We start from the raw sequence: 18,037 nt of genomic DNA, 5'->3' as shown, positions 1-18,037 counted from the left end.
TGAAGGCGAGGTTCGCCCTTTTGGGCGCATCCTCCTGTACCGCTTAGAGAAAAGTATCACGATGCGTGACGATTCGAACTATTTCTACGACCGGGCCGAAACCGAGCTCGAACTGGCGCAGCGCGCCACCCACCCGTTGGCGGTGCGCGCGCACTATATCATCGCCAACCATTATCTGGACCGCTGCTATGGCAGCCCGGCCGAGGATGCCGCTGCGGCGCCCGCCGACGAGGGCGACGCCGCCTGATCCTCGCGGCGAACCGGCCCGTGGCGTGACACGGACCGGGTGAACCCTCGCGATTCCCATGCGTTGCAGGGGAGCGAGGTAGGAATGGCGGACGAGGCGCAAGACCCGACGCCCGGTGGGCATGGTCCGGGCGATACGGAAGTATGGACGGGCACGCGGGCCGATGACGGCCCAGAGGGTAAGTTATACCCGGTAGCGGTCGCGTTGCGCGCAACCTTCGATGCCGACAATCATGCGACGCTGAGCCGCGACGTCACCGGGCTGATGCTCGACCTCTCGCGGGTGCCGTTCGAACCGCACGAATTCGAACCTCTGCTGCGGCCGCTGGCGCCACCGCCGCCGGTCGGGTGGCTGGCGCGGGCGCGCCTGGCCTTGCGCCGGTTGCGCGAGGCGCGGGGCTGAGCGTGCCGCTCAGGCGGGAACGCGCATGCCTTTCAATTCCGATCCGAGCGAGCTGAACAGCGCCTCGATCTGCGACAGCGCGAGCGGCGACAGGCGAATGGGCGTCGCCGGGCCGAGCGCGCCCGGCGCCTCCATCTCGGCGAAACCCGCGTCGATCAGCGCCAGGATCCAGCGGTTGGCGAGCGCCTGCGACGTGCTGATCCGCTTGGCGAGTTCGGCGGCGGTAACCGAGCTCGCCTCCGCCTCTGCCAGATAGGCGATCAACAGGATCTCGCAGGCGGGATTGCCGGCCAGCGCCGGGCCGAACGCGCGCTTGCTGCCACTGACCGCCTGCAGGAACATCCGCGCCATCCGCCAATAGCTATGGACCGATTCGGTTTCGGCATGGCGGCAGAGCAGGCGGGCGCTGAGGACGAGCAGGGCGGCGTCACCCTGGCCCAGCCGAGAGACGGAGACGTTGATCCAGACGACGCCGCCATCGGCCTGCATGCAGCGCAGCGTGCCGCGATGCGTTTTTTGGCCGGGATCGCGCCACGCGGTCTCCAGGAACGCGTCCGCGATCAGCCGTTCGGTCGGATGGGCGAATTCGCTCGCCGGACGTCCGATCACCGCATCGCGCCCGATGCCGACAAGCGCGGCATAACCGTCGTCGATGTCGACGATGTCCCTGCGGCGGTTGATCAGCGCATGGCCGATATGTCCTGATCGAAACGGCATAGCGTACGATAGCGGCCTTTCGTGGCAAAATGAAACCCGTTGTCAGACTATTGTACCTTAGTAGCATATCTTGTGCCCGGCCGTGGGGATCGGGCGGTAGGATGGGCGGCTGTAACCTATCTGGTACAAAGTGCTTGATATCGTCACGCTCATTTGGTACATAACGGGAACGCTGAAGAATTGCGAGTCGGGCCGAGGTGGCGGGGATCGATCCCCGCCGCGCTCGGCCGCTTGCGTTTCGGGGCCGGGGCGAATGAGTGGGGAGATGGGGCATGGACAGCGGCGAAACGACCGAGGTCATGGTGGTGCGCCTGCCGGTGCGGGGTAGGCGGGTGCGATGGACCATCGCCCTGGAGGGCCTGTTCCTCGATCATCTCGCAGCGACGGGCGATATCCAAGCCGCAGCCCGCACGATCAATCTGCATCCGTCGCAGGTCTATTATCGGCTGCGCACCAACGCCCGCTTTGGCGAGGGGTGGGCGGCCGCGATTGAGGCGGGGTATCAGTCGGTCGAGATCAGCATGATCGGACAAATCCTGTCGTCCGACCCCGACGTCGGCGCTGATCAATCGACGAAGGGCCGGTCGTTCGATTGGGACAAGGCGCTGCGCCTGATGGCGCAGCGCGCCAGCCGTGCCGCAGGCAAGCCATGGCGTGGCGGCCCGGCCCGCACGATCGCCACCCGCGAGGAAAGCGACGCGATTATCCTGCGACGCCTGTCGAATATCGCGGCGAAGGCGAAGCGCCTTGGGGAGGGCGCATGACAGACGGTTCGATCGACGTGATCGCCAGGATGGTCGCGATGACCGAGGTAGAGCGCGGACAGTTCATCCGGGAATTGCCCCTTGGCGTACGGCGCGAGCTGTCCGAACGCTGGATCGGTGGGTGGGCGCGGGCGGGGCAGGCGCCGCCGGAGGGGGACTGGCGAATCTGGCTGATCCGCGCCGGGCGCGGGTTCGGCAAGACACGCGCGGGCGCGGAATGGGTGACGACGCTGGCGGCGGACGAGCATGCGGCGATCGCGCTGGTCGGCGCGACCGAGGCGGACGTGCGGCGGGTGATGATCGACGGGCCGAGCGGGCTGCGCGCGGTCGCCAAGACGGGGCGGATTCCGCGCTATACGATCCACAAGGGTGAGGTGCGCTGGCCCAATGGGGCGGTCGCCTATGTCTATTCGGCCGATGCGCCCGAGCAGCTGCGCGGGCCCGAGCATAGCGCGGCGTGGTGCGACGAGCTGGCCAAGTGGCGGCGCGGCGATGCGGCGTGGGACAATCTGATGATGGGGCTCAGGCGCGGCGCCAATCCGCGCGTGCTGGTGACGACGACGCCGCGGCCGACCAATCTGATGAAGCGCGTGCTGCGGTCGAAGGGGCTGGTGGAGACGCGCGGGACGACGCGCGACAATCCGTTCCTGCCGCAGGTGTTCGTCGATCATATCGAAGAGGCCTATGCCGGCACCGCGCTGGGCCGGCAGGAACTGGACGGCGAGATGGTCGAGGATCTGGCGAGCGCCTTGTGGTCGCGTGCGCTGCTGGAAACGTGCCGGGGCGGTGTGCCCGACGATCTGGTGCGCGTGGTGGTCGGCGTCGATCCACCGGCGGGGGGACTGGAGGACGGCACGGCGGGCGATGCGTGCGGGATCGTCGCGGTTGGGCTGGATGGCGATGGCGTCGCGCATGTGCTGGACGATGCGAGCGTCTCCGCCGCGTCGCCCGAGGGCTGGGCGCGCGCGGTGGCGGGTTGCGCCGCGCAACATCGCGCCGACCGGGTGGTGGCGGAGGCCAATCAGGGTGGCGCGATGGTGCGATCGGTGCTGATGGCCGCCGACGTGACGCTGCCGCTGACGCTGGTGCGCGCGAGCCGGGGCAAGGTGGCGCGGGCCGAGCCGGTGGCGACACTCTACGCGCGCGGGCGAGTGCGGCATTGCGGGCGGTTCGCCGCGCTGGAGGACGAGATGTGCGGGCTGGTGGCCGGGGGCGGCTATCAGGGGCCGGGGCGGTCGCCGGATCGTGCGGACGCGCTGGTGTGGGCGGTGAGCGAGCTGATGCTGCGGCCGCAGGGGAAGGCGGGCGTGCGGGGGCTGTAGGCGCCGCTTCGTTCGCTTCTCCCTTCGTCATCCCGGCGTACGCCGGGATCCATGGAGGCGGTGGGGTCGGCGATGCGCGCCTACGCTGGCGGCGGACGTCCATGGATCCCGGCGTTCGCCGGGATGACGAGGGAGGGGGCGTGGCCTCGCCCTTGCCGGAACGGCATTACGGGAGATTCAACATGTGGTTGTTCGGGCGGAAGGGGCTGCGTGAGGGCGCGCGGCCGGCGTTGTCGCGTGGCGGTGCGGGGGTGGCCTTGGGGGAGTGGCCGCGCAGCTATGAGGCGCAGGTGCGCGAGGCCTATGCGGGCAATGCGATCGCGCAGCGGGCGGTGAAGCTGGTGGCCGAAAGCGTGGCGGGTGCGCCTGTGGTGGCGAGCGTGCCCGACATGATGGCGTTGCTGGCGGCGCGATCGGGCGGGCAGGTGCTGCTGGAGGCGGTGGCGGCGCAGCTGCTGTTACACGGCAACGCCTATGTCCAGGTGCTGCGCGATGCCGAGGGGCAAATCGGCGCGCTCTATGCGTTGCGGCCCGAGCGGGTCAGCGTCGAGGTGGACGCGGGCGGGTGGCCGACCGCCTATCGCTATGCGGTGGGCGAGCGGCGGGTGCGGCTGGATGCCGAGGGGCCGCGGCCGGATGTGATGCATGTCCGCAGCTTCAATCCGATCGACGATCATTACGGCATGGGGTGCCTGGGTGCCGCCGCCGGGGCGGTCGCGGTCCACAATGCGGCGGGCAAGTGGAACAAGGCGCTGCTCGACAATGCGGCGCGGCCGTCGGGTGCCTTGGTGTACGATCCGGGCGATGGCGCGGCGCTGTCGGCGGAACAGTTCGAGCGGCTGAAGGCGGAGATGGAGGCGGGGTTCTCGGGCGCGACCAACGCCGGGCGGCCGATGCTGCTGGAAGGCGGGCTCAAGTGGCAGGCGCTGTCGCTGTCGCCGGCCGACATGGATTTCGTCGGGCTGAAGGCGGCGGCGGCGCGCGAGATCGCGCTGGCGTTTGGGGTGCCGCCGATGCTGCTCGGCCTGCCGGGCGACGCGACCTACGCCAATTATCGCGAGGCGAACCGGGCGCTGTGGCGGCTGACGGTGTTGCCGCTGGCGGGGACGATTCTGACCGCCTTGGCGCAAGGGCTGGGGGGCTGGTTCGAGGGGGCGAAGCTGTCGGTCAATCTGGATCGCGTGCCGGCGCTGGCGGAGGATCGCGAGCGACTGTGGCGCAGCGTATCGGGCGCTGATTTCCTGAGCGTCGAGGAGAAGCGGGCGATGCTGGGAGTGGGGGCATGAGCGGGCCGGCACAGGATACGGGGGTGCTCGCGCAGCTGATGGCGCAGGCGGCGCGCGAGGGCGCGGACCTGGCGACGATGCGCGGCATCGCCGAGGAAGCGGGCGAGCTGTCGGCGATGCGTGCGCTGACCAGGCTGGGCCTCAGCGACGAGGCGGCGCGGAGCGACTTGGCCGAGCTGCGCGAGCTGCTGGGGGCGTGGCGCGATGCCAAACGGTCGGCGTGGAAGGCGGCGGCGGGATGGTGCGTGCGGCTGGCGGGCGCGCTGCTGCTGACGGGGCTGGCGGTGAAGCTGGGGTTCGGCGGGTGGCTGGAGTGAGGTTCGCTGGATACGCCGCGGTGTTCGATCGCGTCGATCGGGCAGGAGATGTGGTGCGGTCGGGGGCCTTTGCGGGCGCCGGGCCGGTGCCGTTGCTGTGGCAGCATCGTGGGCGCGCGGTGGGGCGGATCGACGTTTTGGCTGAAGATGCGCGCGGACTGCGGGTCGAAGGGGTGATCGACGATGCGGAGGTTGCGCGGCTGGTGACGGCGCGCGCGGTCGATGGGTTGTCGGTCGGCTACCGCCCTCTGGTGGTGCGGCAGGGTGCGCGGCGCGAACTGCTGCGCGTGGCTCTGGCCGAGGTCAGTCTGGTGGCGGTGCCGATGCAGCCGCACGCGCGGATCACGCAGGTCGGCTGATTTCGGTCGGGCGCCGGCACCGCCCCTCAAACGTGTTTCAACGAGGAGAAGACGTATGGACGTGGTCGAAAGGCCGGCGCTGGATGGCGCGCGGGTGGAGCAGACGGACGGGGCGTTCGCGGGCTTCGTGCGGACGGGGACGGTGCTGGAGATGAAGGCCTTTACCGGCGTCACCGGCGACGCCGGCGGCTATGCCGTGCCGCGTGAGGTGGACGGCGAGATCGCGCGGGTGCTGAAGGGCATTTCGCCGATCCGCGCGATCGCCAACGTGGTGACGGTGGGGTCGGCGGGCTATCGCAAGCTGATCACCACCGGCGGCACGCCATCGGGCTGGGCGGCGGAGACGGCGGCGCGGCCGGAGACCGCGAGCCCGGTATTCGCCGAATTGGTGCCGCCGATGGGCGAGCTGTACGCCAACCCCTCCGCCAGCCAGGCGATGCTGGACGATGTGGCGTTCGACGTCGAGGCGTGGCTGGCCGGCGAGATCGCGACCGAGTTCGCGCGCGCGGAAGGGGCGGCATTCGTCGGCGGCAATGGCGTCAACCGGCCCAAGGGGTTCCTGACCGCGCCGGTATCCACCGCCAAGGATGCCACGCGGCCGCTGGGGACGCTGCAATATCTGCCGTCGGGCGCGGCGGAGGATTTCGGCGCGGCGCCGGACGAGCGGCTGCTCGATCTGGTGCATAGCCTGCGCGCGCCATACCGGCAGGGTGCGAGCTTCGTGATGAACGCCAATACGCTGGCGCGCATCCGCAAGTTCAAGACCGCGGACGACATGCCGCTGTGGCAGCCGAGCCTGGCGGCGGGGCAGCCCGCGACGCTGCTCGGCTATCCGGTGGTCGAGGCGGAGGACATGCCCGACATTGCCGCCAACGCGCTGAGCATCGCCTTCGGCAACTTCCAGGCGGGCTATCTGATCGCCGAACGTGGCGAGACGGCGATCCTGCGCGATCCGTACAGCAACAAGCCGTTCGTCAGCTTCTACGCGACCAAGCGCGTCGGCGGCTGCGTCGCGGACAGCGCGGCGATCAAGCTGATGAAGATCGCCACCGCCTGATGGCTGTCTGAAAGAAAATTCGCGGAAGAGCGAATTTTTAAGCGGTTCCGGCCCGCTCCCCCTCCCGGCCACCCATCAGGATACCGTGTGGGTGGTCGGGAGGGGGAGCGGGCCGGAACCGCCCTCTTAAAGGAGAGCGGGATGGGAGCGGCGGCGATGCCGGCTGCGGCGGTCGCGAACGCGGCGGCTGCGACGGCGACCTATTTGCGGATCGGCGAGGCGCCCGATGCGGTGCTGCTGCGCGCGAGCGGCACGGCGCTGGGGCTGGCGGAGGCGTTCTGCGGGCAGATGCTGGTGGCGCGTGACTGTGAGGAGCGGATGCGGCCGCGCGCCGGGTGGCAGCGGCTGGCGGCGATGCCGGTGCGTGGGATCACCGGCGGCAGCGGGCTGGGGATCGATATCGATGCGGGCGGGGTCGGCTGGGTGAGGGTCGACGGCGGCGAGATCGTGGTGCGCTATTCGGCGGGACTCGCGGCGGCGTGGGAGGCGCTGCCCGAGGCGGTGATGCAGGGCGTGGTGCTGCTGGCGGCGCATCTGTTCGAGCGGCGCGACGGCGATGCCATGCCGCCCGCGGCGGTGGCGGCGCTGTGGCGGCCGTATCGGCGGATGCGGCTGGGCGTGGAGGTGCGGGCATGAGCGCAGGGATGGTGCTGCATGCCGCGGTGCTGGCACACCTCAAGGCGACATGCCGGGTGTTCGACGCGCCGACGGCGCGGGCGGCGATGCCGGTCGCGGTGCTCGGCGAGGCGGTGCTGGGCGCCAGCGATGCCGCTGGGGTGAGCGGGCGGACCGGCACGATCGCGGTCGACTATGTCGACACGGGCGAGAGCCCGGCGCGGCTGCGCGCGCTGGTCGGTGCGGTCGAAACGGCGGCGGCGGGCGTGCCGCGAGGCCTGGGCGAAGGGTGGCAGCTCACCGGGCTGCGGCTGACCAAGAGCCGGATCCAGCGCGGCAAGGGCGATCGCTGGGTCGCGTCGAGCGAGTTCGCGGTGCGGATGTACCGGGTTCAATAACAGGAGAATCGTGATGGCGGTGGAACGGGGCAGTGCGTTCCTGCTGAAGGTCGGCGATGGGGCGGCGACGCCGGCCTTCGCGACGGTGGCGGGGCTGCGCACGACGCAATTGAGCGTCAACGGCGAAGCGGTGGTGGTGACGACGAAGGATTCGGGCGGCTGGCGGCAGCTGCTGTCGGGCGCGGGCGTGCGCAGCGTCAGCGTGAGCGGCGCGGGCGTGTTCACCGGATCGGCGGCGGAAACGCGGATCAAGGCGAGCGCGCTCGGCGGTACGATCGATGATTATCGGCTGAGCTTCGAGAGCGGCGAGAGCATGACCGGCCGGTTCCTGGTGACGCGGCTGGATTATGCCGGCGATTTCAATGGCGAGCGATCCTACACGATCGCGCTGGAAAGCTCTGGCCCGGTGGTGGCGGCATGAGCGGCGCCAACGAGGCGCGCCCCGCCAACGAAGCGCGCGGGGAATGCGCGGTACGGGTCAACGGCTGCGACCTGGTGCTCAGGCCGAGCTTTCAGGCTTTGGTCGCGGCGGAGGCGGAGCTGGGGCCGTTGTTCGCCCTGGTCGAGCGCGCGGCGGCGGGGAAGCTGGGGTTCGGCGAACTGGTCGCGCTGTTCTGGCACTGCCTGCGCGAGGTGCCGGAAGAGGTGACGCGCGAGGTGCTGGGCGAGGCGTTGGCGGCGCTGGGGCTCGCCAAGCTGACGCCGGTGCTGCGCGTGCTGCTCGGCCAGATCCTGGCCGGGCGGTGAGCGATTTCCGGATGAGTGCGGTGCGGCTGGCGGGCTTTGCCGGGGCGGCATTGGGCTGGACGCCCGATGCCTTCTGGCGGGCGACGCCGGCCGAACTGGCGGCGGTGGTGACGGCGGCGAGCGGTGGCGGTGCGGCGGCGGTGACGCCGCCCGATACCGCGACGATCGCCGCGATGCGGAGGGCCGATCCCGATGGATGAGGTGGAGCGGATGGCGGTGGGCGTGCGCGCCGACACCGCGGGCTTCGCGCGCGAGGTGGAGACGATGCGCGCGACGCTGGAGGGCGAGCTGGGCGCGGGCGCCGAGCACGCGGGGCAGTCGATCGAACGCGCGCTGCTGCGCGCGGCGCGGACCGGGCAGTTCGGGTTCGACGACCTGAAGGCGACCGCGCTGGGGGTGCTGGCGGAGATCGCGCGCGCGGCGGTGCGTGGCGGGGTGCAGGCGGCGGCGGGCAGCGGGTCGATCGGCGGCGTGCTGGCCGGGTTGCTCGGTGGGTTGCCGGGGCGGGCGACGGGCGGGCCGGTGACGCCGGGTCGCGGCTATGTCGTCGGAGAGCGCGGGCCGGAGCTGTTCGTGCCGACGACGAGCGGGCGGGTGGAGGCGGCGGTTCCGCCAGCAGCGCGCGACGTGCGGGTGACGATCCATGTCCAGGCGGGGGCGGGGGACGCGCCGGCGGCGTTGCAGCGGTCGAGCCGGCAGGTGGCGCGCGCGGTGCGGGCGGCGTTGGAGGGGTAGGGGCGGCCAGTGTCGCTTCGTCACCCCGGACTCGTTCCGGGGTCCACTGGGCCACGGGGGGATGATGGAGCCTCTGGCGATCCCCCTCGCCGCGGAGTGGACCCCGGAACGAGTCCGGGGTGACGGGATGGGTGGGGAGCGGTTCCGAACCTCGCCGGCCGTCCCCAATTATGGAGACATCATCATGGCGCATTGGCTGTGTTCGCAGCGGGTGGAGCAGGAGGCGGGGGTGCTCAGCCGGTTCGATCCGCGGTTTTGGACAGTCAATTTCCCGCGGCCGATGATGGCGGCGGTGACCAATCCGGCGCCGGATGCGCTACGGGTGGATGCGGTCTTCTATCGGCGGAGCGATCTGGCCGGGCTGATCTGGGAGGCGGAGGATCGGTTCGACCATCCGCTGCTGCGGTACGAGACGGCGCGGGATTTTCGGGGCTGTCGGCTTCGGTTCCGCTGGCGGTCGGCGGGGGTGAAGCCGCTGGACGCGATCCGCGGGCCGACGCTGACGATCGAGGGGCGGGATGCGGCGGGCAAGGCGCGCGTCTGGCATGTGCGGCTGTGGAATTATGCGACCGGCAGCCCGGAGGATGCCAGTGTCGCGATCGACTTTGCGAGCGTCGTGGGCGGCTTTGCACTGCCGAGCGAGGCGGACCCGGTGTGGGCGGGCGATGTCGACCGGATGTTCGTATCGCTGGTCGCGCCGGATTTCGACGAGACCGACGCGCCGCTGGCCGCAGCGCAGGAGGGGTGGGTCGAGCTGACCGGGATCGCGTGCGAGGGGCCGGGGGCGGTGATCGGCATCGGCGAGGCGGTGCTGCCCGAGCACGGCTTCCAGATCGCGAGCGGCTATGACGACAGCTATAACCTGACGCCGGCGCGGCTGCTGCGCAATGCGCTGCACCTCGGTTATCGCGGGGCGATCACGCATTATGTCGGGATGAGCCATTATTTCCGGCTCGATGCGCTGTACGGCGGCTTTTATGTCGGGCTGACCGGCGGCGTGCTGAACGTGGCGTGCGCAGCGTGGCATCGCGACTTTGCGATGCGCGCGAAGGCGCTGGGCTATGACGTCATCTGGTCGCTGAGCTACGAGCTGTTCGACGCGCATTGTTGGAACGACTGGAAGCAGCGCGCGGCCGATGGCGCGCCGGCGCTGACCGGGTGGGAGCCGCCGTCGACCCTGCTGTCGCCGTGCCAGACGAACGCGATGGCCTATCTGCGGCAGGTGGCGGCGGCCTTTGTCGGGATCGGGGTCGCGGCGGGATTGCGGCCGAAGTTCCAGATCGGCGAGCCGTGGTGGTGGACGATGCCGGACGGTCGGCCGTGCCTGTACGACGCCGCGGCCGTGGCGGCGCTGGCGCCGGTGGCGATTCCGAGCGTGCGTGGGACCATGGACGCCAGTCAGCGCGCGACGATGGATCGGGCGGGGGCGGCGCTGGCGGCCTCGACCGCGGCGCTGGCGGGATGGGTGAAGGCGGCGTTTCCGGAGGCACAGACGCTGCTGCTCACCTATCTGCCGACGGTGCTCGATCGCGCGGCGCCGGAGTTGAAGCGCGCCAACATGCCGCTGGGCTGGGCGTATCCCGCCTTCGACGTGCTGCAGCTGGAGGATTACGACTGGGTGACGGAGGGCGATGCCGCCGCGACCGCGCGGGGCGTCGCCGCGGCGGAGGCGCGATTGGGCTATCCGCGTGACCGGCAGCATTATCTGTCTGGCTTCGTGCTGCGCCCCGACCAGGCGGCGCAATGGGCGCTGATCGAAACCGCGGGACAGGTGGCGCGGACGCGCGGCGTCGCGTCGGTGGTGCTGTGGGCGCTGCCGCAGGTGATGCGCGATGGCTTCGTCCGCTTCGAAGGAGAGGCAGATATGCAGGACTATGACGACGTGCTGTTTCCGCTGGCGCTGGGACGCGAGGCGGAGGTGGCGCCGGCCTTTTCCACCGCGATCCTGACCGCGGCGGGCGGCGCGGAGCAGCGCAGCGCGGGCTGGGCGGAGGCGCGGACGAGCTACGACGTCGGGCCGGGCATACGGTCCGAGGCCGACATCGCGACGCTGCTTGCCTTCTTCCGCGCGCGGATGGGGCCGGCGCGCGCCTTCCGGCTGCGCGATCCGTTCGATGCGAGCGGCGTGGACGAGGTGATCGGGACGGGCGACGGCACGACGCGGCGGTTCGAGCTGGTTCGCCATTATGGCGCGGCGACGCGGCGGATCGTCCGGCCGGTGACGGGCAGCGTGCGGATCAGCGTGGATGGCACGGCGACGCAGGGCTTCAGCGTCGAGGCCGATGGCGTGGTGGTGCTCGACACGGCGCCGGCCAAGGGCGCGGTGGTGCGGGCGAGCTTCACCTTCGACGTGATGGTGCGCTTTGCCGAGGATCGGTTGCGGGTGGCGCGATCGACCTTCCTGGCGGGGGAGGCAGTGTCGGTGCCGCTGATCGAGGTGCGCGGGTGAGCGCGCTGTCGTGCATCGCGCTGTGCTGGCGGGTGGAGCGACGCGACGGGGTCGCGATCGGGCTGACGACGCATGATCGCGATGTGACCGTCGACGGTCTGATCCACCGCGCGGCGCCGGGCATGGTGCCGTCCGCGATCGAGCGCTCCGATGGGCTGGAGGCGGACACGATGGATATCGGCGGGGCGCTGACCAGCGCGGCGATCGGCGAGGCGGATCTGCTCGCCGGGCGCTGGGACGGGGCGCGGGTGCGGGTGTTCGCGGTCGACTGGGAGACGGGCGCGCGGCTGGCCGAGCTGGGCGAGGGGCGCATCGGCGCGGTCGAGCTGACCGACCATGGCTTTACCGCGGAGCTGGCGGGCGTCAGCGCGGCGCTGGCGCGCGCGGTGGTGGAGGAAACGTCCGCCGAATGCCGCGCGGATCTGGGCGATGCTCGCTGCCGCGTCGCCATGGCGGGGCGGCGGCGGTTCGCGCGGGTGGTGTCGACGGTCGAGCGGGTGGTGACGCTGGACGCGGGCGAGCCGGTGGCGGGGGCCTATGCAGGCGGCGTGCTGCGCTGGTTCGGCGGCGGCAATGCGGGGCTGTCGCAGGGTATCGATGCGTCGGACGGCGCGACGGTGACGCTGCGCGCGGCGCCCGCTTTTGCTGTGGCGGCGGGGACGTTGGTCGAGGTGAGCGACGGGTGCGACAAGAGCTTCTCCACCTGTGTCGCGCGGTTCGGCAATGGTGCGAACTTTCGCGGCGAGCCGCATCTGCCGGGGATCGACCTGCTGACGCGCTATCCCGGTGGATGAGGACGCGGCGGATGCGGTTGCGGCCGCGGCGCTGGCCTTGGTCGGGGCTAGGTTCCGGTTGCACGGGCGGGATGCTTTGCATGGGCTCGATTGCATCGGGGTGATCGCGGCGGCGCTGCGGGCGGCGGGCTGGGAGGGGGAGGTGCCGAGCGGCTATCCCCTGCGCGGCGGCGATCCGGCGGTGGTAGCGGCGGGCTTCGATGCGATGCTGGCGCGGGGTGACGGAAGGCGAGCGGGCGATGTGCTGCTGTTCGCGGTGGGGCCGGGGCAGATTCATGGCGCGGTGAAGACGGCGGCGGGTTTCGTCCATGCCGATGCGGGATTGCGCCGTGTGGTCGAGCGACCGGGGGCGGCGGAGTGGCCGCTGATCGGGGCATGGCGCTATATCAACGGAGGGGCGGATGGCGACGCTGGTGCTGACGACGGTCGGGCGGGCGATCGGCGGACCGATCGGGGGTGCGCTGGGTGCGCTGGCGGGGCAGGCGATCGACGGGCGGTTGTTCCGCGGCGCGACGCGCGAGGGGCCGCGGCTGAGCGACCTGTCGGTGCAGACGTCGAGCTATGGCACGCCGATCCCGAAATTGTTCGGCACGATCCGGGTGGCGGGGACGGTGATCTGGTCGACCGACCTGATCGAGACGCGCACGACCAGCCGCGGCGGCAAGGGCCAGCCGGGGACCAACACCTATAGTTATAGCGTGTCCTTCGCCGTGGCGCTGTCGGCGCGACCGATCCGCAGCGTGCGGCGGATCTGGGCGGAGGGCAAGCTGCTGCGCGGCGCGGCGGGCGACTGGAAGAGCGTGACGGGGTTCCGTCTGCACACCGGGGCGGAGGATCAGGTGGTCGATCCGCTGATCGCTTCGGCCCTGGGGACGGTGCCGGCGTATCGTGGCATCGCCTATGCGGTGTTCGAGGGGATGCAGCTGGCCGATTACGGCAACCGCATCCCGTCGCTGACCTTCGAGGTGGAGGCCGATGCGGCGCCGGTGGCGAGCGGGGCGGTGGCGGCAGCGCTGGCGCCGGAGGTGCGTGGCGGCGGCGGGGTGATGCTGGGTGGCTTTGCCGCGTCGGGCGCGAGCGTGCGCGGCGTGCTGGAGACGCTGACGACGATCGATGGCGGCTGGTGGCGGGCCGAGGGCGCGACGCTGGTGCGGAGCGATGCCGGCGGGGCGGCGGTGGCGATCGCCGATACCGGCAAGGAGCGCAGGCGCAGCGTCGCGGCGGCGGGCGGAACCGCGCGAGAGGTGGCGGTGGCGCATCATGACCCGGCGCGGGACTATCAGATCGGCGTGCAGCGCGTGCGGCGGCCGGGGGCGGGCCAGGCGGTCGATCGCGTCGATCTGCCGGCGGTGCTAGACGCGAGTGAGGCGAAGCGCGTGGCGGCGGCGCTGCTGGCGCGGAGCGAGAGCGAGCGGACGCAGCGGCGGGTGACGCTGGGGCGCGAAGGGCTGGGGATTGCGCCGGGTGCGATCGTGACGATCGCCGGAGAGGCGGGGCGGTGGCGCGTGGCGCAGGCAACGATGGCGGGGCTGGCGACGACGCTGGACCTGGTGCCGCTCGCGCCGGCCGCGCTGTCGATGCGGGCGAGCAGCGGGACGGTCGCGGCGGCGGCGGACATGCGCATAGGCCGGACGCTGCTGGTCGCCGCGGAATGGCCGGGGCTGGAGGATACGCCGCTAAGCCAGCCGCGGGTGTCGGTTTTGGCTTGTGGTGAGGGGGCGGGGTGGCGACAGGCTGCGCTGCTCTACAGCCTCGACGATGGCGCCAGCTGGATGGGTACGGGCGGGACGGCGGCGCCGGCGACGATCGGGGTGATCGAGGGGGTGCCGGAGGTGGCGTCTCCCTGGCTGATCGATTCGCGCAGCCGGCTGATCGTGCGGCTGATGCGGGCGGACATGGTGCTCGGCGATGCCGACGCGACGCGGCTGGCGCAGGGTGGCAACCTTGCGCTGGTCGGCGACGAATTGATCCGGTTCGCGGTTGCCGAGCCGATGGGTGCGGGGCGCTGGGCGTTGACCGGGCTGCGACGGGGCGTGCTGGGAACCGAGGCGGCGATCGGTACGCAGCGGCCGGGCGATCGCTTTGCGCTGATCGAACGCGATGCGGTGGCGACGATCGACCTGCCGGTGACGGCGATCGGGCGGCGCGTGCGGCTGATGGCCAGCGGGGTGGGCGATGCCGCCGCGCCCGCCACCGCCGCGGTGATCGTGACCGGCGCGTCCGTGGCGCCGCCATCGCCGGTGCATCTGGGGCTGCAGCGCGATGCGGACGGCGGGCGGCGGCTGGGCTGGATCCGGCGCAGTCGCGCGGGATGGACCTGGCGCGATGGGCTCGACGCGGCCGTGGGGGAAGAGAGCGAACGCTATCGCGTGACGATCGCGCGGCCGGATGGCGGCGTGCGCAGCGTCGAGACGACGGCGCCAACGCTGTCGATCGAGGCAGGCGATGCCGGTGCCGTCGTCACCGTCGTGCAACAGGGAACGCTCGCGGTCTCGTCGCCGGCGCACCTGACATTTTCCGATCTGGGAGCTTGATCGATGAACAGTCTGACGACGTCGCGATTCGCCCTGCCGCTGCTCGCGGCGGGGCAGGCGGACAAGGAGCTGACGCATAATGAGGCGCTGACGCGGATCGATATGCTGTTGCATCCGGTGGTGCAGGCGGTCGGGCTGTCGGTTCCGCCGACGACGCCCGGTGTCGGGCAATGCTGGGTCGTTGGGGTTAATCCGACCGGCGCGTGGGTGGCCCAAGCCAATCGACTGGCAGGCTGGAGCGAGGGGGGATGGCGCTTCGTCGACCCACGCGAGAACCTGATCGTATGGGACGTTTCGCAAGCGATACCAATCGCTTATCGGGGAGGGCTGTGGCAAGAAAGTGACGTCCGCGGGGCGCGCCTGACGGTGGGCGGGCAGCAGGTCGTCGGCAGCCGCAAGGGCGCGATCGCCGACCCGCAGGGCGGAGGCACGATCGACGATGTCGCCCGCTCCACCCTGGTCGCGATCCTTGCCGCGCTGCGCGGCCATGGCCTGATCGGCACCGGCTGACCTGTGACATTGGCGCAACAGTTCCAACCTTTTGTCGGCTTGCGTGGAAACCAACCCTCCGATAGTGAGTTTGCGCTGTCCGTAGTGACACTCAAGAAAGGGGACTTCTATGCGGAAGCTTGCCGTCGTTCTGGCACTGGCCTCCACCGCACTCGCCACTCCCGCCCTCGCCCGCGACAAGTCGTGGTACGTCGGCGTCGAAGGCGGTGCGATGATCGTCGAAGACATCAACTATGACATCGGCGCGTCGCGCAATGCGGCCACCGTCGATCACAACTATGGCTATGACGTCGATGGCGTGATCGGCTACGATTTCGGCGGGTTCCGCGTCGAAACCGAAGTCGGCTATCGCAGCGCGACCGTCGATGGCTACACCTCGACGCTGACCACCCCGGCGTACACGTCGACGGGTGCGCTCGTGAACGTTCCGGCCGGTTCGTACAGCTATGCTGGCGGCCGCACCTCGGCGCTCAGCTTCATGCTGAACGGCCTGCTCGACTTCGGTGACGATGACGGCATCCAGGGCTTCGTCGGCGGCGGTGTCGGTGTCGCTCGCGTCAAGGCGAACTACCAGCTGAACACCCGCGGTAACTTCGTCGACGATTCGGACACCGTGTTCGCATGGCAGGGCCTAGCGGGCGTTCGCGCGCCGCTGACCGACCACATCGACGCGACGCTGAAGTATCGCTTCTTCAACGCCGACAACGTCAAGCTGGTCGACGTGACCAACCGCACGTTCGACGGTCGCTTCCGTTCGCACAGCATCCTGGGCGGCATCACCTACAACTTCGGTTCGCCGACCCCGCCGCCGCCGCCGCCGCCGCCGCCTGCTCCGGAGCCGACTCCTGCTCCGCCGCCGCCGCCGGTCGAAGCGCCGGTCTGCTCGCCTGGTCCGTTCATCGTGTTCTTCGAATGGAACAAGTCGGACATCACGCCGGAAGCAGCGTCGATCCTCGACAACGCGGTCAGCCAGTACCAGAACTGCAACAATGCGCAGGTCATGGTTGCCGGTTACACCGACACGTCGGGTACGCCGAAGTACAACCTGGGTCTGTCACAGCGTCGCGCCGACTCGGTCAAGGCGTACATGACCTCGCACGCCGTCCCGGCGGCGCAGATTTCGACCGAAGCGTTCGGCGAAACCCGTCTGCGCGTCCAGACCGCCGACGGCGTTCGCGAAGTGCAGAACCGTCGCGTCGAGATCACCTACGGCCCGGGCGCTGGTCAGTAAGACCAGTCCCACCGTTGGGATACGATTGGGGAGGTCGGCGAAAGCCGGCCTCCCTTTTCGTTTGCGGTCGGTAATCCCCGTCAAGCGCATGCGGATCGGTCGCGATGTTCGCTTTGCGCGGTCCAATCACGTGTCGTAATGTGCTGACCGTGAAGCGTTCCCTGCCCTTCCGGTTGGGAGGGTGGCAATCGCGCCCTGTTTCGCTAGAGAGCGCGTGACCGGGGATCACCCCTCCACGACGAGGTATCGATGCGCATTACGATGATCGGTTCGGGCTATGTCGGCCTGGTATCGGGTGCCTGCTTTGCCGATTTCGGGCATGAGGTGATTTGCGTCGACAAGGACGAGGGCAAGATCGCCGCGCTGAAGGCGGGGCGGATGCCGATCTACGAGCCTGGTCTCGATACGCTGGTCGCGAGCAACGTGGCGGCGGGGCGGCTGACGTTCACTACCGATCTGGCCTCGTCCGTGGCGGGCGCCGACGCGATCTTCATCGCGGTCGGCACGCCCTCGCGCCGCGGCGATGGCCATGCCGATCTCAGCTACGTCTTTGCCGCGACCGAAGAGATCGCCGCGGCGGTGACCGGCCCGACCGTCGTCGTCACCAAGTCGACCGTCCCCGTCGGCACCGGCGACAAGGTGGAGGCGATCCTGCGGGAGAAGCGCCCCGAGGTCGATGTCCAGGTCGTCTCCAACCCCGAATTCCTGCGCGAAGGCGCCGCGATCGGCGACTTCAAGCGTCCCGACCGCATCGTCATCGGCACCGACGACGAGGGCGCACAGCGGGTGATGCGCGGCGTGTATCGCCCGCTCTACCTCAACGAATCGCCGATCCTGTTCGTCAGCCGCCGCACCAGCGAGCTGATCAAATATGCCGCGAACGCCTTCCTCGCGACCAAGATCACCTTCATCAACGAGATCGCCGACCTGTGCGAGGCGGTGGGGGCGGACGTGCAGGACGTCAGCCGCGGCATCGGGCTCGACAACCGCATCGGCAAGAAATTCCTGCATGCCGGCCCGGGCTATGGCGGATCGTGCTTCCCCAAGGACACGCTGGCGCTGCTGAAGACCGCCGAGGATTTCGAAAGCCCGATCCACATCGTCGAGGCGGTGGTGAAGGTGAACGACAGCCGCAAGCGCGCGATGGGCCGCAAGGTGCTGCACGCGCTGGGCGATGCGCCCAAGGGCAAGACGGTCGCGCTGCTCGGCCTCACCTTCAAGCCGAACACCGACGACATGCGCGACGCGCCCTCGATCGCGATCGCGCAGGCGCTGCTCGACGAGGGCGTGACGGTGCGGGCCTATGATCCCGAAGGCGTCGAGCCGGCACGGCGGATGATGCCCGACCTCACCTATTGCAGCGACGCCTATGATGCGGCCGGGGGTGCCGATGCGGTGGTGATCGTCACCGAATGGGACGCCTTCCGCGCGCTCGACCTGACGCGGCTCAAGACGCTGATGACCGCGCCTGTGCTGGTCGACCTGCGCAACGTCTACCGCCGCGAAGAGGTGGAAGCCGCCGGCTTCGCCTATACCGCCGTCGGACGCTGAGC

21 protein-coding genes are annotated in these 18,037 nt (G+C 70.3%); 20 read left to right on the top strand and 1 reads right to left on the bottom strand.

From position 1 onward, the window contains the following. The first annotated feature begins 61 nt into the window (after positions 1 to 61). Positions 62 to 247, top strand: a complete 186-nt coding sequence (locus tag A7E77_RS05625; protein ID WP_017980078.1) for a hypothetical protein — start codon at positions 62 to 64, stop codon at positions 245 to 247. Between the two features lie 204 nt (positions 248 to 451). Next, positions 452 to 649, top strand: a complete 198-nt coding sequence (locus tag A7E77_RS18215; protein ID WP_226341865.1) for a hypothetical protein — start codon at positions 452 to 454, stop codon at positions 647 to 649. A 9-nt stretch (positions 650 to 658) separates the two neighbouring features. Here A7E77_RS18215 and A7E77_RS05615 read toward each other — a convergent pair whose 3' ends face one another. Then, complete coding sequence (locus A7E77_RS05615) at positions 659 to 1,366, bottom strand: PAS domain S-box protein (protein WP_063686506.1); 708 nt, start codon at positions 1,364 to 1,366, stop codon at positions 659 to 661. 272 nt (positions 1,367 to 1,638) lie between these two features. Between A7E77_RS05615 and A7E77_RS05610 the strand changes: the two genes are divergently transcribed. The 18 genes from A7E77_RS05610 to A7E77_RS05525 all read left to right on the top strand — a co-directional run bounded on the left by A7E77_RS05610 (position 1,639) and on the right by A7E77_RS05525 (position 18,035). After that, positions 1,639 to 2,130: a hypothetical protein gene (locus tag A7E77_RS05610; protein WP_063686504.1), complete on the top strand. Its 492-nt coding sequence runs from the start codon at positions 1,639 to 1,641 to the stop codon at positions 2,128 to 2,130. Next, on the top strand, positions 2,127 to 3,452 hold the full coding sequence (locus A7E77_RS05605; protein ID WP_063686502.1) for a DNA-packaging protein: 1,326 nt from the start codon (positions 2,127 to 2,129) through the stop codon (positions 3,450 to 3,452). Before A7E77_RS05610 ends, A7E77_RS05605 begins: the two co-directional genes overlap by 4 nt. A gap of 182 nt (positions 3,453 to 3,634) precedes the next feature. After that, positions 3,635 to 4,738 (top strand): phage portal protein, encoded by a 1,104-nt coding sequence (locus tag A7E77_RS05600; protein WP_063686500.1) that lies wholly within the window; start codon positions 3,635 to 3,637, stop codon positions 4,736 to 4,738. Beyond that, positions 4,735 to 5,055: a DUF6127 family protein gene (locus A7E77_RS05595; RefSeq protein ID WP_063686498.1), complete on the top strand. Its 321-nt coding sequence runs from the start codon at positions 4,735 to 4,737 to the stop codon at positions 5,053 to 5,055. The genes A7E77_RS05600 and A7E77_RS05595 overlap by 4 nt, the downstream gene beginning before the upstream one ends. Then, positions 5,052 to 5,414 carry an HK97 family phage prohead protease gene (locus A7E77_RS05590; RefSeq protein WP_063686496.1) on the top strand — a complete coding sequence of 121 codons (363 nt, stop codon included), beginning with the start codon at positions 5,052 to 5,054 and terminating at the stop codon, positions 5,412 to 5,414. Before A7E77_RS05595 ends, A7E77_RS05590 begins: the two co-directional genes overlap by 4 nt. Positions 5,415 to 5,469: 55 nt before the next feature. Further along, positions 5,470 to 6,471: a phage major capsid protein gene (locus A7E77_RS05585; RefSeq protein WP_063686494.1), complete on the top strand. Its 1,002-nt coding sequence runs from the start codon at positions 5,470 to 5,472 to the stop codon at positions 6,469 to 6,471. Positions 6,472 to 6,612: 141 nt separating this feature from the next. Further along, the gene (locus A7E77_RS05580; protein WP_192930022.1) at positions 6,613 to 7,107 is read left to right on the top strand and encodes a hypothetical protein; all 495 of its coding nucleotides are present in this window, start codon (positions 6,613 to 6,615) and stop codon (positions 7,105 to 7,107) included. Beyond that, positions 7,104 to 7,484: a DUF3168 domain-containing protein gene (locus tag A7E77_RS05575; protein WP_063686490.1), complete on the top strand. Its 381-nt coding sequence runs from the start codon at positions 7,104 to 7,106 to the stop codon at positions 7,482 to 7,484. The genes A7E77_RS05580 and A7E77_RS05575 overlap by 4 nt, the downstream gene beginning before the upstream one ends. Positions 7,485 to 7,497: 13 nt before the next feature. After that, a complete protein-coding gene (locus A7E77_RS05570; RefSeq protein ID WP_043061186.1) occupies positions 7,498 to 7,905 on the top strand; it encodes a phage major tail protein, TP901-1 family in 408 nt (135 codons plus the stop codon). Further along, a complete protein-coding gene (locus A7E77_RS05565; protein ID WP_078462236.1) occupies positions 7,902 to 8,231 on the top strand; it encodes a gene transfer agent family protein in 330 nt (109 codons plus the stop codon). Before A7E77_RS05570 ends, A7E77_RS05565 begins: the two co-directional genes overlap by 4 nt. Before the next feature lie 11 nt (positions 8,232 to 8,242). Then, complete coding sequence (locus A7E77_RS05560; RefSeq protein WP_063686488.1) at positions 8,243 to 8,431, top strand: phage tail assembly chaperone; 189 nt, start codon at positions 8,243 to 8,245, stop codon at positions 8,429 to 8,431. Beyond that, positions 8,424 to 8,966 (top strand): hypothetical protein, encoded by a 543-nt coding sequence (locus tag A7E77_RS05555; RefSeq protein ID WP_063686487.1) that lies wholly within the window; start codon positions 8,424 to 8,426, stop codon positions 8,964 to 8,966. The genes A7E77_RS05560 and A7E77_RS05555 overlap by 8 nt, the downstream gene beginning before the upstream one ends. A 184-nt stretch (positions 8,967 to 9,150) precedes the next feature. Further along, positions 9,151 to 11,415 (top strand): DUF2460 domain-containing protein, encoded by a 2,265-nt coding sequence (locus A7E77_RS05550; RefSeq protein ID WP_063686485.1) that lies wholly within the window; start codon positions 9,151 to 9,153, stop codon positions 11,413 to 11,415. Next, positions 11,412 to 12,209: a DUF2163 domain-containing protein gene (locus A7E77_RS05545; protein ID WP_063686483.1), complete on the top strand. Its 798-nt coding sequence runs from the start codon at positions 11,412 to 11,414 to the stop codon at positions 12,207 to 12,209. Before A7E77_RS05550 ends, A7E77_RS05545 begins: the two co-directional genes overlap by 4 nt. A 401-nt stretch (positions 12,210 to 12,610) precedes the next feature. Next, a complete protein-coding gene (locus A7E77_RS05540) occupies positions 12,611 to 14,743 on the top strand; it encodes a phage tail protein (protein ID WP_063686481.1) in 2,133 nt (710 codons plus the stop codon). Between the two features lie 3 nt (positions 14,744 to 14,746). Continuing rightward, positions 14,747 to 15,253, top strand: coding sequence for a DUF2793 domain-containing protein (locus A7E77_RS05535; protein ID WP_063686479.1), 507 nt, complete (start codon positions 14,747 to 14,749; stop codon positions 15,251 to 15,253). A 109-nt stretch (positions 15,254 to 15,362) separates the two neighbouring features. Continuing rightward, the gene (locus tag A7E77_RS05530) at positions 15,363 to 16,484 is read left to right on the top strand and encodes an OmpA family protein (RefSeq protein ID WP_063686449.1); all 1,122 of its coding nucleotides are present in this window, start codon (positions 15,363 to 15,365) and stop codon (positions 16,482 to 16,484) included. A 249-nt stretch (positions 16,485 to 16,733) separates the two neighbouring features. Beyond that, the gene (locus tag A7E77_RS05525; protein ID WP_063686448.1) at positions 16,734 to 18,035 is read left to right on the top strand and encodes a UDP-glucose dehydrogenase family protein; all 1,302 of its coding nucleotides are present in this window, start codon (positions 16,734 to 16,736) and stop codon (positions 18,033 to 18,035) included. The last annotated feature ends 2 nt before the right edge of the window (positions 18,036 to 18,037 follow it).

It is taken from the genome of Sphingomonas sp. NIC1 (assembly GCF_001638925.1).
Classification (GTDB): Bacteria; Pseudomonadota; Alphaproteobacteria; order Sphingomonadales; family Sphingomonadaceae; genus Sphingomonas; species Sphingomonas aquatilis.
Note: the sequence above shows the minus strand (reverse complement) of the source record. Positions and strands in the feature narration are given on the sequence as shown.

What these genes read in the sequence shown, in the direction of transcription:
- A7E77_RS05625 (WP_017980078.1), top strand. Translation starts at nt 62, where the DNA reads ATGCGTGACGATTCGAACTATTTCTACGACCGGGCCGAAACCGAGCTC.
- A7E77_RS05615 (WP_063686506.1), bottom strand. Translation starts at nt 1,366, where the DNA reads ATGCCGTTTCGATCAGGACATATCGGCCATGCGCTGATCAACCGCCGC.
- A7E77_RS05610 (WP_063686504.1), top strand. Translation starts at nt 1,639, where the DNA reads ATGGACAGCGGCGAAACGACCGAGGTCATGGTGGTGCGCCTGCCGGTG.
- A7E77_RS05605 (WP_063686502.1), top strand. Translation starts at nt 2,127, where the DNA reads ATGACAGACGGTTCGATCGACGTGATCGCCAGGATGGTCGCGATGACC.
- A7E77_RS05600 (WP_063686500.1), top strand. Translation starts at nt 3,635, where the DNA reads ATGTGGTTGTTCGGGCGGAAGGGGCTGCGTGAGGGCGCGCGGCCGGCG.
- A7E77_RS05595 (WP_063686498.1), top strand. Translation starts at nt 4,735, where the DNA reads ATGAGCGGGCCGGCACAGGATACGGGGGTGCTCGCGCAGCTGATGGCG.
- A7E77_RS05585 (WP_063686494.1), top strand. Translation starts at nt 5,470, where the DNA reads ATGGACGTGGTCGAAAGGCCGGCGCTGGATGGCGCGCGGGTGGAGCAG.
- A7E77_RS05580 (WP_192930022.1), top strand. Translation starts at nt 6,613, where the DNA reads ATGGGAGCGGCGGCGATGCCGGCTGCGGCGGTCGCGAACGCGGCGGCT.
- A7E77_RS05575 (WP_063686490.1), top strand. Translation starts at nt 7,104, where the DNA reads ATGAGCGCAGGGATGGTGCTGCATGCCGCGGTGCTGGCACACCTCAAG.
- A7E77_RS05570 (WP_043061186.1), top strand. Translation starts at nt 7,498, where the DNA reads ATGGCGGTGGAACGGGGCAGTGCGTTCCTGCTGAAGGTCGGCGATGGG.
- A7E77_RS05565 (WP_078462236.1), top strand. Translation starts at nt 7,902, where the DNA reads ATGAGCGGCGCCAACGAGGCGCGCCCCGCCAACGAAGCGCGCGGGGAA.
- A7E77_RS05560 (WP_063686488.1), top strand. Translation starts at nt 8,243, where the DNA reads ATGAGTGCGGTGCGGCTGGCGGGCTTTGCCGGGGCGGCATTGGGCTGG.
- A7E77_RS05555 (WP_063686487.1), top strand. Translation starts at nt 8,424, where the DNA reads ATGGATGAGGTGGAGCGGATGGCGGTGGGCGTGCGCGCCGACACCGCG.
- A7E77_RS05550 (WP_063686485.1), top strand. Translation starts at nt 9,151, where the DNA reads ATGGCGCATTGGCTGTGTTCGCAGCGGGTGGAGCAGGAGGCGGGGGTG.
- A7E77_RS05540 (WP_063686481.1), top strand. Translation starts at nt 12,611, where the DNA reads ATGGCGACGCTGGTGCTGACGACGGTCGGGCGGGCGATCGGCGGACCG.
- A7E77_RS05535 (WP_063686479.1), top strand. Translation starts at nt 14,747, where the DNA reads ATGAACAGTCTGACGACGTCGCGATTCGCCCTGCCGCTGCTCGCGGCG.
- A7E77_RS05530 (WP_063686449.1), top strand. Translation starts at nt 15,363, where the DNA reads ATGCGGAAGCTTGCCGTCGTTCTGGCACTGGCCTCCACCGCACTCGCC.
- A7E77_RS05525 (WP_063686448.1), top strand. Translation starts at nt 16,734, where the DNA reads ATGCGCATTACGATGATCGGTTCGGGCTATGTCGGCCTGGTATCGGGT.